Raw genomic sequence first — 12,417 nt, 5'->3', positions numbered from 1 at the left:
AACGGCGCCATTCTGAAAATATTCACGGTTGAATGACGTGAACTCGGTCAAAAGGCCAGCTATATTCCCACAAAAAGGCCGAACGAAAGAGGCAGAGCCAAATGTTCCGACTTCTCAAATGGTTGTTGATCCTGATTGTTCTCGCGACAATCGGTGTAATCGGATATGCCTATGTCGGACCCTATTTCGGGGTCGACTTTGACCCGCCCAAGGTAGAGATTCGTGAACCCGTGGTTCTGGATGCGCAGTAGCTCGGCAGTTTTTTACCGATTGTCGCTAGGTCTGCTCGGCGGATTGGCGCTTGGTCCGGTCGCTCAGCCGGTTCTGGCCCAGTCGCCTATTTCCGCCATTGAATGGCTGGACCGGCGCGCCGGTGTCGCGGCCCGTCCGGAGGGACAGCAGCAACTGGCGGCACAGCCCCTGCCGACAGGTCCGGGCGCCGCGCGCAGACTGCCCGCGGATGAACCGCCCGTCGCCTCCCGGATTGTCACGCCGGAGGTCACGACGCTGCCGCTGGATGCACCGCATGCCGGGGCGGTCGGGCTCTTGCCCCGGGATGTCACCGGCCTGCCCGCCACGCTATGGCGCGACAGCCTCACCCGCCCGCTGATCCGCAAGATCGAAGCGCTGGACGTGGCCCGGCTGCCCGCCATGCAATCGCTCTTCTATACGCTGCTGCTGGCCGAGGCAGACCCGCCGCAGGACGCGGGCCTGACCATGTCGTTCCTGCTGGCCCGCGTTGCGGCGCTGACCGATCTTGGCGCGGTCGAACCGGCGCTGGCCCTGGTCGACAGGGCCGGGCCGGAAACCACCCGCGACCTGTTTGCCAGCTACTTCGACCTGTCGCTTCTGGCGGGCGAAGAAGACGGCGCCTGCGAAAGAATGCGGGCGGAGCCCTCGCTGGCCCCGTCCGATGCGGCGCTGATTTTCTGTCGCGCCCGCAACGGCGACTGGCAGACCGCCGCGCTGACATTTCAAAATTCCACCGCACTTGGCCTGATCGCACCGGCCGAAGCGACCCTGATGGAGCTGTTCCTCGATCCCGAACTGGCCGAGGAAACGCCGCCGCTGGCGCCGCCGTCACGCATGACCCCGCTGGCCTTTCGCCTGTCCGAAGCCGTGGGAACGCCCGTTCCCTCCACCGGGCTGCCGCGCGCCTATGCGATGGCCGATCTTCGTGGCATATCGGGCTGGCGCACGGAGATCGAGGCGGCCGAACGCCTCACACGCTCTGGCGCCGTGTCCGAGAACCGGCTGCTGGGCATCTATACCGCCCGGGAACCCGCCGCATCCGGCGGCATCTGGGACCGGGTGGAGGCGATCCAGACCCTCGATGCCGCCATCACCTCTTCCGATGCGGCCCGCATATCCCGCGCGCTGCCCCCCGCCTGGGAAGCGCTGAAGACGATCGAGCTGGAGGTGCCCTTCGCGCGGCTCTGGGGCAATGAGCTGGCCCAATATCAGATGGATGGCCGGGCTGGTCGTGACGCCATGGAGATGGCCCTGCTGAGCGCCGATTACGAAACCCTGGCGAAACAGATGCAACCGCAGACAGCGCGCGACAGGTTTCTTGTCGCGCTCGCACAGGGGGAACCCGCGTCGGTGCCCGCCCCCGGACCACTGGCAGAATCCATCGCGCGCGGCTTCGATCCGGCGGCAGAAGTGCCCGCCAGCATCCGGCTCGACCTGGCGCGCGGGCTGTTGGGAGAGGCGCTGCTCTCTGCCATTCGTCTCTATGCACAGGCGGCAGAGGGCGAGACCAAGGATATCGTGCCGGCCCTCGCGACCCTGCGCGCCGCCGGAATGCAGGATGCGGCCCGCCGCGCCGCGCTGCAGCTGATGCTGCTGGAACGCCGGTCATGAGCTCCCACCGCTGGATCTCAACCTTTCTTGAGGCACAGGCGGCAGAGGCCGGCGCGGCGGAAAACACCCTGCTGGGCTATGGCCGCGACCTCAGGGATTTCGCCGACTGGCTGGACGGCAAGTCACGCGACTTTGCCACCGCCTCCCGCGCCGATGTGGAGGCCTATCTGACCGACTGCGACGCCCAGGGCCTCAGCCGCGCCACCCGTGCGCGCCGTCTCTCCGCGATCCGACAGATCTACCGCTTCGCCTTTGAGGAAGGCTGGCGCAAGGATCACCCCGCGATCGAGATCAAGGGCCCGGGCCGCGCCAAGCGCCTGCCCAAGACCCTCTCGATGGAGGAGGTCTCCGCCCTGATGGAGGCCGCCCGCACCCATGGCCGCAGCCCCCGCGACCGGCTGCGCAACACCTGCCTGATGGAACTGCTCTATGCCACGGGCATGCGGGTGACGGAACTCGTCTCCCTGCCGCTGGCCGCCGCCAAGGGCGATCCGCGTATGCTGCTGATCCGGGGCAAGGGCGGCAAGGAACGCATGGTACCGCTGTCCCCGCCCGCTCGCGACGCCATGGCCATCTGGCTGAAGGAGCGCGAGACCGAAGAGGACGAGCGCCCGCGCGGCGCCACGCCCTCCCGCCTGCTCTTTCCGTCGCGCGGCGCCTCCGGCCATATGACCCGGCATAGATTTTACATTCTGATTAAAGAAATCTCGGTCACCGCCGGCGTCTCCCCCGACAAGGTCACACCGCATACCCTGCGCCACGCCTTTGCCACCCACCTGCTGGAGAACGGCGCCGACCTGCGCGCGATCCAGACCCTGCTGGGCCATGCCGACCTCGCCACGACCGAGATCTACACCCATGTTCTGGAACATCGGCTGCGCGAACTGGTGGAAACCCACCATCCGCTCAACCGGCCCACTTGAACGCCTGCCGCCTGCGCCCCATAACCCTCTGACCGACGAGGGGCACGATGACAGAAACCATGACCACCCAATTTGACGCGGCCTTCTGGCTGACCTGCGGCGCGATTCTGCTGCTGCTGATCTGTTCCGCCTTCTTTTCCGGCTCCGAAACCGCGCTGACCGCCGCGTCGCGGGGGAAACTGCGCAGCCAGGCCGATAAGGGCTCGCGCGGGGCGGAACGGGCGCTCGCCATTACCGAGGATAACGAGCGGCTCATCGGCTCTGTCCTGCTGGGCAACAACGTGGTGAACATCCTCGCCACCTCGCTGGCCACCGCCCTTTTCACCCGCGTCTTTGGCGACAGCGGCGTGGCTGTGGCCACGCTGGTCATGACCCTGCTCGTCCTGATCTTTGCCGAGGTCCTGCCCAAGACTTATGCCATCACCAATGCCGAAAAGGCCGCCGCCGGCGTCTCAGGGCCCATCAAGGTCATCGTCATCACGCTTTCCCCCATCGTCGGCGCGATCCGGCTGCTGGTGCGCGGCGTGCTGCGCGTCTTTGGTGTGCAGGCCGATCCCGATGGCCAGATCCTCGCCGTACGCGAAGAAATCGCCGGCGCCCTGCATCTGGGCCATTCCGAAGGCGTGGTCGAAAAGGAAGACCGCGACCGCATCCTCGGCGCGCTCGACCTGTCGGACCGCTTTGTCGAAGAGATCATGCTCCACCGCTCGCGGATCGAGATGATCAATGCCGACGATCCCATCGACCAGATCCTGTCGCAATGTCTGGAGAGCAACCACACCCGCCTGCCCGTCTATCGCGGCGATCATGAGAACATCATCGGCGTCGTCCACGCCAAGGACCTGCTGCGTGCGCTGCACAAACTGTCGGTCGACGGCGCCGCCGCGCTGACCGAGGTGCTGTCGGGGTTCAAGATCACCGATGTGGCGATGAAACCCTATTTCGTGCCAGAGACCACGACGCTCGACGAACAGATGCGCCAGTTCCTGTCGCAGCGCAGCCATTTCGCGCTCGTCGTCGACGAATACGGCGCCCTGCGCGGCCTGATCACGCTGGAGGATATCCTCGAAGAGATTGTGGGCGAGATCACCGACGAGCATGACGTCGACGGCGACCATATCGTCCGGCCCACCGAGGACGGCCAATACGTCGTCGACGGCGCCATGACTATTCGCGACCTCAACCGGGCGCTCGACTGGGCCTTGCCGGATGACGAGGCCAATACGATTGCGGGCCTCGTGATCCACGAGGCGCAGATGATCCCCAATGCCGGCCAGGTTTTCTCCTTCCACGGCTACCGGTTCGAGGTGCAGGCGCGGAAGGACAACCGCATCACCCGCCTCAAGGTCCGCCCTTTGACGCAAATCTGACAGGCCCGCGCCAGTCCGCGCCTTCGCCCGGCTCACATATGCGTGCGCCGGGGTGTCGGAGCATTGCCTTCCCGGTCAGGCCGGGCGCAGATATTGCGAAAACCCGGATATATCGCCCGGCTCAGCAAGGGACACAGATGAACCGACGACGCTTTCTAACCTCCACCGCTGCGGTCAGCGCATTGCCTCTGGCCGGAGCCATGCCTGCGCAGGCCGCCACGCTCCCCCTCTCTGCCCCGGTTCACGTCGGCTCATCCGCCCTCTACTGCCGCGATGCAGAGGCACTGGCGCGCTGGTACGCCCGGCATGTCGGTCTGACAGAGATCAGCCGCGACGGGGACACCATCCGCATGGGTGTGAACAGAACACCCCTTCTGGATCTTCAGCAACAGAGCGGGGTCACGCTGGCGCCACAGACGCAGGCCGGCCTCTTCCATAATGCGTTCCTGCTGCCGTCCCGCGCAGCCCTCGGGAACTGGATCTATGCCGCCATGGAGGGCGACTTTGCCGTGGACGGCGTGGCCGATCACCTTGTGTCCGAGGCCATCTATCTGACCGATCCGGAAGGAAATGGCGTCGAAATCTATGCCGACCGCCCGGCGCCTCTCTGGAGCTGGGAAGACGGCCAGATCGCCATGGCCACCGATCCGCTGGATATCGACGGCATCCTCGCCGTGCCGGGGGCCATGCCCGGCAACTGGCAGGGCGCGCCGGACGGCACCTGCCTTGGCCATGTCCACCTCAAGGTCGGCAACATGGAACGCGCCAGCAGCTGGTGGCAGGAGGTCATGGGCTTTGACGCCGTCCGACAGCGGCGCGGTGCTGCGTTTCTGTCGACGGGCGGATATCACCACCATATCGCGGTGAACGAATGGATGAGCGCCGGCGCCGGCCACCGCAAAGACAATATGACCGGCCTCGCCCATGTCGAGCTTCGCAGCACGCTGGTGTCTGAACCGCAGACCTTCGAGGATGACTGGGGCACCACGATCCGCGTCATCCCGGTCTGACCCGCTCTGCCCCGGACAAGAAAAAAGCCGCCGGTCCCCCGGCGGCTTTCCTGTTCGTCAGAGTGTGGTGCTCAGCCGCGGGCCGCGCCCACCAGTTTCCACAGCGCCGGCACCACCAGCGCGGCCAGCGCCAGTTTCAGCGCATCGCCCAGAATGAACGGCGTCAGGCCCCAGGCCAGGATCGGCTTGTCCCAGCCATACAGGCTTCCCAGCCACAGCAGGCCGGGGATGTACATCAGAATATTGCCCAGCAGCATCGCCACGGCCATCCACAGCACCGACCGGTCCCAGCCGCGCTGCGCCAGCACGCCCAGCAGCACCGTCGCCATCACATAGCCGACAAGGTAACCGCCCGTGCCGCCCATCATGTATTCCACACCGTTCAGATCGGCGGTGGAGGACTGGAAGATGTCAAAGCCCAGCATGCCCAGCAGCATGTAGCCCATGATCGTCGTCAGGCCGAGCCGCGCGCCATAAGCCGCGCCGATGCCCAGAACCGCGAAGGTCCCCATGCCGACAGCCACCGGAGAGCCGGGAACCGGCACTTTGATCTTGGCACAGATCGCCAGAACGGCGATCCCGGCAATCACCAGCGCCGCCTGCTTCAGACGCAGCGCCGCGCCGGTTGTGGGGCCAAAAGCCTCCGTCAGCACACGGGCCTGCGCATGGGCCTGGGATGAATCGGACATCGGAGCTCCTCCTGTAGGACTGTCACGTTTCGTTTAGATGTGCCCGACTGCCCGGCAAATCGCAAGCCTCGCCTTGGTGGCAATGAAATCAAAGTTGCAAATAGCGGGGGCGAGTTTCCAGCAACTTTGCAAACTCCGGCCCTCCTCATTCACGCCGGAACACGCTCTCCATCCGGTAGGATTTGCGCGGGCCAGACACCTCCCAGACCGAGCTCCAGACCGGCCAGTCCCGGAAATCATACTGCACGTCATAGCGGTCCGGCGCACAATCATGGCCTGCGGAAACCTCTGCCCCCGGCCCGATCAGATGAAAGAACCGCCCGTCTTCAAAGAACACCTCGATCCCCGCGTCACCTTGCCGCCACAGATAGACCCGGCGCGCCGCCATCGGTGCGCTCCCCTCCGTCCGCATCTGCCCCTCCTCGCGATAGACCAGCCCCTCCCGATCCCGGGCAAATACGGCCCGACCGTCAAAGACATAATCCGGACCAACCGCATTCCGGATCTGCCGCGCCACCACCCAGCTGCCTTCGAAATCCGCCAGTTCCACGCGCCCGCGCCCTCACATCGCCTTGCCCCCCTGATGCCCCGGCGGTAAGAGGCGCGCAACCCGTCCGGCAAGGAGACACCGATGATCCCCCGCTATTCCCGCCCCGACATGGTCGCCATCTGGTCGCCCGAGACCAAGTTCCGCATCTGGTACGAGATCGAGGCCCATGCCTGCGACGCCATGGCGGACCTCGGCGTCATCCCCCGCGAAAACGCCGAAGCCGTCTGGAAGGCCAAGAACGTGGAATTCGACGTCGCCCGCATCGACGAGATCGAGGCCGTCACCAAACATGACGTCATCGCCTTCCTCACCCATCTCGCCGAACATGTGGGCTCTGAAGAGGCGCGCTTTGTGCATCAGGGCATGACCTCGTCGGACGTTCTGGACACCTGCTTCAACGTCCAGCTTGTCCGCGCCGCCGACATCCTGATCAAGGATATCGAGGGGCTGCTCGCCGCACTCAAGAAACGCGCCTATGAGCATAAGATGACCGTCCGCATCGGCCGGTCGCATGGCATCCATGCCGAACCCACGACCATGGGCCTGACCTTCGCGCGCTTCTATGCAGAGATGGACCGCAACCTCTCCCGCATGCGCGATGCCCGGGCAGAGATCGCCACCGGCGCGATCTCCGGCGCGGTTGGCACCTTTGCCAATATCGACCCCGCGGTCGAGGAACATGTCTGCGACAAGATGGGCCTCGTGCCTGAGCCAATTTCCACCCAGGTGATCCCGCGGGACCGCCATGCCGCGTTTTTCGCCACCCTCGGCGTCATCGCCTCCAGCCTGGAGAATATCGCCATCGAGATCCGCCACATGCAGCGGACCGAAGTGCTGGAAGCGGCGGAGTTCTTCTCCATGGGCCAGAAAGGCTCTTCCGCCATGCCCCACAAGAAGAACCCGGTTCTGACGGAGAACATCACCGGCCTCGCCCGCCTTGTCCGGATGGCCGTCATCCCGGCGATGGAGAACGTGGCGCTCTGGCATGAGCGTGACATTTCCCACTCCTCCGTCGAACGCAACATCGGCCCCGACAGCACGGTCACGCTGGATTTCGCGCTGGCCCGCATGACCTCCGTCATCGAGAACCTGCTGGTCTATCCGCAGAACATGCTGGACAATATGAACAAATTCCCCGGCCTGGTGATGTCGCAGCGGGTGCTTCTGGCCCTCACTCAGGCCGGTGTCAGCCGCGAAGACGCCTATCGCCTCGTCCAGCGCAACGCCATGAAGGTCTGGGATCACCGCACCGATTTCCGCGAGGAACTGCTGGCGGACGAAGAGGTCCGCGCCGCCCTGTCGGAAGAGGAAATCAACGAGAAGTTCGACCTTGGCTATCATACCAAGCATGTCGACACGATCTTTGCCCGCGTCTTTCACGAGGACTGAGGCAGAGCAGAATTCCGCCGCCGCCTGATCCTCACGATTCCGTGTGTTCAGCCGGCGGCGACCCGTGTTACCCTTACGTAACCCAAAGGAGAACACGATGACCAGAACGCTAATTCTTGTTGCCCTCCTCATTGCGCCCGGCCTCGCCCAGGCCCAGTCCAGCTGCGCCGAAAAACATCAGGCCGCGGCCTGTGCAGAGGGCACGTCGTGGAATACAGAGACCGGCACCTGCGAGACGATCGTCTCCAGCTGATCTCCGGTCCGGTTGATTACCGGCAGTGCCAAAGCCTTTGTTAATTCCTGACGGCTATGTTGCAGCAACGGCAACGGAACCGTCGGGCACAGCATGGGCAATCTCACTCCTCTGGCAAACCTTTCGCCGGCCGGTCCGGGGACGGGTCAGCTCAGCCGCCGGCAAAAGGCCGCCATCATCATCCGCCTCGCGCTCAGCCGCGGGATGGACCTTTCTTTTCAGGAACTTCCCGACGATCTACAGATCGACCTCACCCGCATTCTGGGGGACATGCGCCCGATTACGCGTGAAACGCTCAATGCCGTCATCGACGAATTCGCCGAAGAGCTGGATAATCTCGGCCTGACGTTTCCGCGCGGGGTGGCCGGCGCCCTGACCGTTCTGGACGGCAAGATCAGCCCACATACAGCCGCCCGCCTGCGCAAAGAGGCCGGCGTGCGCCAGACCGGCGATCCCTGGGACCGTCTGCGCAAGGCCGACACCACAAAGCTATTGGGTATTGTCGAGGTGGAAAGCACGGAAATCTCGGCCATTATCCTGTCCAAGCTGGAAACGTCCAAGGCGGCCGAACTTCTTGGCATGCTTCCGGGCGACAAGGCGCGGCGCATTACCTATGCGGTCAACCAGACCTCAGGCGTGACGCCGGATGCGTTGGAACGGATTGGCGTATCGCTGGCCACACAACTCGACAGCCTTCCCAGCAGCGTATTCGACAAAGGCCCGGTCGAACGTGTCGGCGCCATCCTCAACTCCTCCACGGCGGCCACGCGGGACGAGGTTCTGACCGGCCTCGAAGAGACGGACAGCAATTTTGCGGATGAAGTTCGCAAGGCCATCTTTACCTTCTACAACATCCCCGACCGGATCGCCCCGCGCGACATATCGAAAGTGGTGCGCGGGCTGGATCAGGCGGACCTTGTCACCGCCATTGCCGCGGCCACGGACGGGCCAGCCAAACGGTCTGCCGATTACGTGCTTGAAAACATGTCCGCCCGTATGGCCGACGGCCTGCGCGAGGAGGCGCAGGAGGCGGGCAAGATCAAACCCAAGGATGCCGAAGCCGCCATGACCGCAATTGTGGTTGCGATCCGGGAACTGGAAGCCAATGGCGAACTTTTTCTGATCGCGGACGAGGATGGCGACGAAGGCTGACCGCAGGTGCGCCGACGCCGGCATCGGCCCAACAGATTAAAACCACCGAAAAGCCCGACCACCCGATGCCAATATTCTGCCGGGTGTACAGGTCCCCGGGGCCCGCATTTGCGGCGTAAAGATGCGCCCGGACAGGCGCAACGGATCATAAAAGACCCCGCTGGACACCGCCACGAACCAAAACATGACCTCGTACATCGGTGCATGCGGTGGCGACGCGCGCATCCCCCCCCCCGAAGAACCGCGCGCCGTTCTTGAATAGGCGCATTGCACCACCCGGCGATCGGGGCGCAGATGCGCTGTTGCACCCATGTCCCACAGGCCCGTTTCGCCCGGACTGGACAGTTGCCCGAAGCCCCCGTAAGCCGCCGCCATGTGGACCCGTTTCTCACCTAAAACGCAGGCGATCCTGTTCATGCTCGGAGCGGTCTTCTGCTTCACCTCCATGGATGCGCTGGCCAAGGCGATCTCTCTGCGCAGTAGCCCTGTCATGGCGCTCTGGGCGCGCTATGCCGGTCAGGGAATTATCGTTCTGATCCTGGTTGCCCCGCGCCTGCGAACCGTGGCGCGATCCAACTTCCCCGGGCTGCAACTGGTCCGGTCGGTCCTGCTGCTCTGCGCAACCGGGTGCTTTTTCGTGGGGCTCGGCTATCTCGAAATCGCCGAAGCGACGGCAATCATGGATATCAATCCGATGATCATCACGCTCGGCGCGGCGGTCTTTCTTGGCGAAAAGCTTGGCCCCCGGCGGATCATCGCCATTGTCATTGCCATGATCGGCGCCATGATCGTCATCCGCCCCGGCAGCGGCGTCATGAGTTGGGCTGCGCTCTTTCCCCTCGGCTCCGCCATCTTCTATTCGACCTTCTCGCTGATCACGCGCCATGTCGGCAATCGGGAGGATCCCTGGACATCCCTGCTATATGGCGCCCTGTTCGGGAGCATCGTGATGACAGGCATCGTCCTTGTATCCTGGCAGACGCCCGACCTGACCACCATGGTCCTGATGGCCGCGATCGCCTGTGTCGGTACTCTGGCGCAGCTGCTCTTCATCCGTGCCTTTACAGCGGGCGAGGCCGCCATGCTGGCCCCCTTTGGCTATGTCGGTCTGATCTTTGCGACCTTCTGGGGGTATTCCGCCTTTGGCGAGGTGCCCGACATCTGGACCGTCACCGGCGCCGTTGTGATCGTCGCCTCCGGGGTCTATGTCTGGCATCGTGAAACCCGCGCCGCCCCCCTGGTGGCCGAGACAAAGGGCAGCGAGCCGCGCTGACCAAAGAGACGGACATGACCGCCAAAGACCAGACCCTGCCGAATACGGATGTCACGGAACTGCCGCTCTCGGTCCGGCTGCGGCAATTTGCGGGCAATGCCGTGACCCGGGCCATTCTGGGGCTGGCCATGGCCCTGCCCTATGAAAAACGGGTGCCCTTTACCGGATGGGTCACCGCGCGGCTCGTTGCCCCGCTCGCCGGCTGGGACAAACGGATCCGCCGCAATCTGGCCTATGCCTGGCCCGAGCTTCCGCAGGCAGAGGTCGACCGTCTGGTCCGCGCCGTTCCCGACAATGCCGGCCGGTCGTTGATCGAAAGCTATTCGCATGCCGATCTGCGCCCCCGTCTGGAAAAGCTGACACCCGAAGGCCCCGGCTGGCCCGAGGTGCTGAAGGCGCATGAAGAAAAACGGCCGATCTTTTTCATCTCCGGCCACTTCGGCAATTACGACGCCGCGCGCATGACCGTGGCCCTGCATATGGGCCAGATCGCGACGCTCTACCGTCCGATGAGCAATTATTACTTCAACCGGCACTACGTCGAGGCGCTCGGCTCTGTCGCGAGCCCGATCTTCCCGCGCGGGCGACGCGGCCTGGCCGAGATGATGAAATACATCCGGGGCGGCAATGCACTGGCCCTGCTGATCGACCAGCATGCGGGCGGCGGCGCGGCGCTCAGCTTTTTTGGCCAGCGCGCATTCACCGCCCTGTCCGCGACGGAACTTGCGTTGAAATTCAACGGGCTGGTGGTGCCGGCCTATGGCATCCGCCAGCCGGACGGCCTGAATTTCCGGATCATCTTCGAAGACCCGATCCCGCATTCCACCGCCGAGGAGATGGCGCAGCAGCTCAACGACTCGCTGGAGGCGCAGGTGCGCCAGCATCCCGAACAATGGCTCTGGTTCCACCGCCGCTGGAAATCAGAGACCGGCGAGGTGATGAGCTGACGCGATCTGGGCCCCGGACACAGGTGGGCCCTTCATCATCGGACCACCGGCCGCCGAAGGTCGCGCCACTGGCGCTTCACCGAAACTGGCCAAAAGCTTATCGCAGCCGTGCCGCCGCCTCGATCGCTCCGGGGCCCATGCGCTGGATCAGCACGACCACAGGCGCATCGCCCGGCGCCTGAACCCTGGCCGAATAAGGCCGCGCCCCGTCCCATTCCCCGACGATCTTCCAGTCTGTCACGATGTTGGAATAGGTCAGCTTATGCCCGGCATTTTCGCCGCGGTCGATTTTCACATGCGCCTCGGGCTGATAGCGCACGATCTGCACCAGCAAGGGTTTTGTATGGGATCTCAATGCCCTGGCGGATATCTCCACCAGATCGGGCGGCACGCGCTCAATATCCAGATCAATCGTTCTGGGCGTCTCCCGATATTGTGCGATCAGATCGGTCACATCCATCGGATGCGTCCCCACAACATCGGCCTTGCCGTCCACGATCATCTGCGGCGTGTAGATCGCCCGGCGCCCGGCATGTTTGGCATAGGCCTTCTGCCGCGCGGAATTGACTGGCGAGCCGAAGATATCCTTCCAGCCGATGTAATCCCAGTAGTCCACGTGGAAGGCCAGCGCGATCACGTCATCGCGCGGCGCCAGCAACCCCAGAAAGGCATCCGCAGGTGGGCAGGAGGAACATCCCTGAGAGGTGAAAAGCTCAACCACAACAGGTCGATCTTCTGCCACGGCCGCAACCGCCCCCCAGAGCGCCATGGCTCCCGTCATTACCCAGCGTGCGAACATGCGATCCCCTGTCAGCCGTCCAAAGCCCTCTCTACCTACCCAGCCCCCTCTGAAACAACCAATCAAGGTTTCGAGATTGCCTGTCATTTGGCCGTGTCCCCTGCCCGACCGCCTTGAAACCGCACGTTTCCGCGTTAATGTATACCATTGTGCACAAAACAGAGCTCAGCCCCCTTGATCGGACCACGGCAATCGGGCA

The 12,417-nt window shown here is 64.1% G+C and carries 13 protein-coding genes; 10 read left to right on the top strand and 3 right to left on the bottom strand.

Going from position 1 to position 12,417, the window contains the following annotated elements:
* The first annotated feature begins 101 nt into the window (after window positions 1-101).
* The 5 genes from ACRARG_RS20770 (at window position 102) to ACRARG_RS20750 (ending at window position 5,166) form a co-directional block, all read left to right on the top strand.
* Window positions 102-251: a hypothetical protein gene (locus tag ACRARG_RS20770; protein WP_432691939.1), complete on the top strand. Its 150-nt coding sequence runs from the start codon at window positions 102-104 to the stop codon at window positions 249-251.
* A gap of 19 nt (window positions 252-270) precedes the next feature.
* The gene (locus ACRARG_RS20765) at window positions 271-1,863 is read left to right on the top strand and encodes a hypothetical protein (RefSeq protein ID WP_432691938.1); all 1,593 of its coding nucleotides are present in this window, start codon (window positions 271-273) and stop codon (window positions 1,861-1,863) included.
* Window positions 1,860-2,786 (top strand): tyrosine recombinase, encoded by a 927-nt coding sequence (locus ACRARG_RS20760; protein ID WP_432691937.1) that lies wholly within the window; start codon window positions 1,860-1,862, stop codon window positions 2,784-2,786. The genes ACRARG_RS20765 and ACRARG_RS20760 overlap by 4 nt, the downstream gene beginning before the upstream one ends.
* Before the next feature lie 59 nt (window positions 2,787-2,845).
* Window positions 2,846-4,156, top strand: coding sequence for an HlyC/CorC family transporter (locus tag ACRARG_RS20755; protein WP_432691936.1), 1,311 nt, complete (start codon window positions 2,846-2,848; stop codon window positions 4,154-4,156).
* Window positions 4,157-4,293: 137 nt separating this feature from the next.
* A complete protein-coding gene (locus ACRARG_RS20750) occupies window positions 4,294-5,166 on the top strand; it encodes a VOC family protein (RefSeq protein ID WP_432691935.1) in 873 nt (290 codons plus the stop codon).
* Window positions 5,167-5,237: 71 nt separating this feature from the next.
* Here the strand turns inward: ACRARG_RS20750 and ACRARG_RS20745 are convergent, their stop codons facing one another.
* Together ACRARG_RS20745 and ACRARG_RS20740 are read right to left on the bottom strand one after the other, a co-directional pair.
* Window positions 5,238-5,855 carry a biotin transporter BioY gene (locus ACRARG_RS20745; protein ID WP_432691934.1) on the bottom strand — a complete coding sequence of 206 codons (618 nt, stop codon included), beginning with the start codon at window positions 5,853-5,855 and terminating at the stop codon, window positions 5,238-5,240.
* 145 nt (window positions 5,856-6,000) lie between these two features.
* A complete protein-coding gene (locus tag ACRARG_RS20740) occupies window positions 6,001-6,405 on the bottom strand; it encodes a DUF6314 family protein (RefSeq protein ID WP_432691933.1) in 405 nt (134 codons plus the stop codon).
* 81 nt (window positions 6,406-6,486) lie between these two features.
* Here ACRARG_RS20740 and purB point away from each other — a divergent pair, with 81 nt between their 5' ends.
* The 5 genes from purB to ACRARG_RS20715 all read left to right on the top strand — a co-directional run bounded on the left by purB (window position 6,487) and on the right by ACRARG_RS20715 (window position 11,419).
* Window positions 6,487-7,794: an adenylosuccinate lyase gene (purB, locus tag ACRARG_RS20735; RefSeq protein WP_432691932.1), complete on the top strand. Its 1,308-nt coding sequence runs from the start codon at window positions 6,487-6,489 to the stop codon at window positions 7,792-7,794.
* 97 nt (window positions 7,795-7,891) lie between these two features.
* Window positions 7,892-8,047 carry a hypothetical protein gene (locus tag ACRARG_RS20730; RefSeq protein ID WP_432691931.1) on the top strand — a complete coding sequence of 52 codons (156 nt, stop codon included), beginning with the start codon at window positions 7,892-7,894 and terminating at the stop codon, window positions 8,045-8,047.
* A 93-nt stretch (window positions 8,048-8,140) separates the two neighbouring features.
* A complete protein-coding gene (locus ACRARG_RS20725) occupies window positions 8,141-9,199 on the top strand; it encodes a flagellar motor switch protein FliG (protein ID WP_432691930.1) in 1,059 nt (352 codons plus the stop codon).
* Window positions 9,200-9,614: 415 nt separating this feature from the next.
* Window positions 9,615-10,472, top strand: a complete 858-nt coding sequence (locus ACRARG_RS20720; protein ID WP_432691929.1) for a DMT family transporter — start codon at window positions 9,615-9,617, stop codon at window positions 10,470-10,472.
* A 14-nt stretch (window positions 10,473-10,486) separates the two neighbouring features.
* A complete protein-coding gene (locus ACRARG_RS20715) occupies window positions 10,487-11,419 on the top strand; it encodes a lysophospholipid acyltransferase family protein (protein WP_432691928.1) in 933 nt (310 codons plus the stop codon).
* Window positions 11,420-11,516: 97 nt separating this feature from the next.
* On the opposite strand, the gene ACRARG_RS20710 is transcribed toward ACRARG_RS20715, so the two are convergent.
* Window positions 11,517-12,218 (bottom strand): DUF1223 domain-containing protein, encoded by a 702-nt coding sequence (locus tag ACRARG_RS20710; RefSeq protein WP_432691927.1) that lies wholly within the window; start codon window positions 12,216-12,218, stop codon window positions 11,517-11,519.
* Window positions 12,219-12,417: the final 199 nt, after the last annotated feature.

The sequence above is a fragment of the Pseudooceanicola profundi genome (assembly GCF_050897955.1).
Taxonomy (GTDB): Bacteria; Pseudomonadota; Alphaproteobacteria; order Rhodobacterales; family Rhodobacteraceae; genus Pseudooceanicola.
The sequence above is the reverse complement of the archived record's forward strand: the minus strand, read 5'-3'. Positions and strand labels throughout refer to the sequence as shown.

What these genes read in the sequence shown, in the direction of transcription:
- ACRARG_RS20720 (WP_432691929.1), top strand. Translation starts at nt 9,615, where the DNA reads ATGCTCGGAGCGGTCTTCTGCTTCACCTCCATGGATGCGCTGGCCAAG.
- ACRARG_RS20750 (WP_432691935.1), top strand. Translation starts at nt 4,294, where the DNA reads ATGAACCGACGACGCTTTCTAACCTCCACCGCTGCGGTCAGCGCATTG.
- ACRARG_RS20745 (WP_432691934.1), bottom strand. Translation starts at nt 5,855, where the DNA reads ATGTCCGATTCATCCCAGGCCCATGCGCAGGCCCGTGTGCTGACGGAG.
- ACRARG_RS20755 (WP_432691936.1), top strand. Translation starts at nt 2,846, where the DNA reads ATGACCACCCAATTTGACGCGGCCTTCTGGCTGACCTGCGGCGCGATT.
- ACRARG_RS20760 (WP_432691937.1), top strand. Translation starts at nt 1,860, where the DNA reads ATGAGCTCCCACCGCTGGATCTCAACCTTTCTTGAGGCACAGGCGGCA.
- ACRARG_RS20725 (WP_432691930.1), top strand. Translation starts at nt 8,141, where the DNA reads ATGGGCAATCTCACTCCTCTGGCAAACCTTTCGCCGGCCGGTCCGGGG.
- ACRARG_RS20730 (WP_432691931.1), top strand. Translation starts at nt 7,892, where the DNA reads ATGACCAGAACGCTAATTCTTGTTGCCCTCCTCATTGCGCCCGGCCTC.
- ACRARG_RS20710 (WP_432691927.1), bottom strand. Translation starts at nt 12,218, where the DNA reads ATGTTCGCACGCTGGGTAATGACGGGAGCCATGGCGCTCTGGGGGGCG.
- ACRARG_RS20770 (WP_432691939.1), top strand. Translation starts at nt 102, where the DNA reads ATGTTCCGACTTCTCAAATGGTTGTTGATCCTGATTGTTCTCGCGACA.
- ACRARG_RS20715 (WP_432691928.1), top strand. Translation starts at nt 10,487, where the DNA reads ATGACCGCCAAAGACCAGACCCTGCCGAATACGGATGTCACGGAACTG.
- purB (WP_432691932.1), top strand. Translation starts at nt 6,487, where the DNA reads ATGATCCCCCGCTATTCCCGCCCCGACATGGTCGCCATCTGGTCGCCC.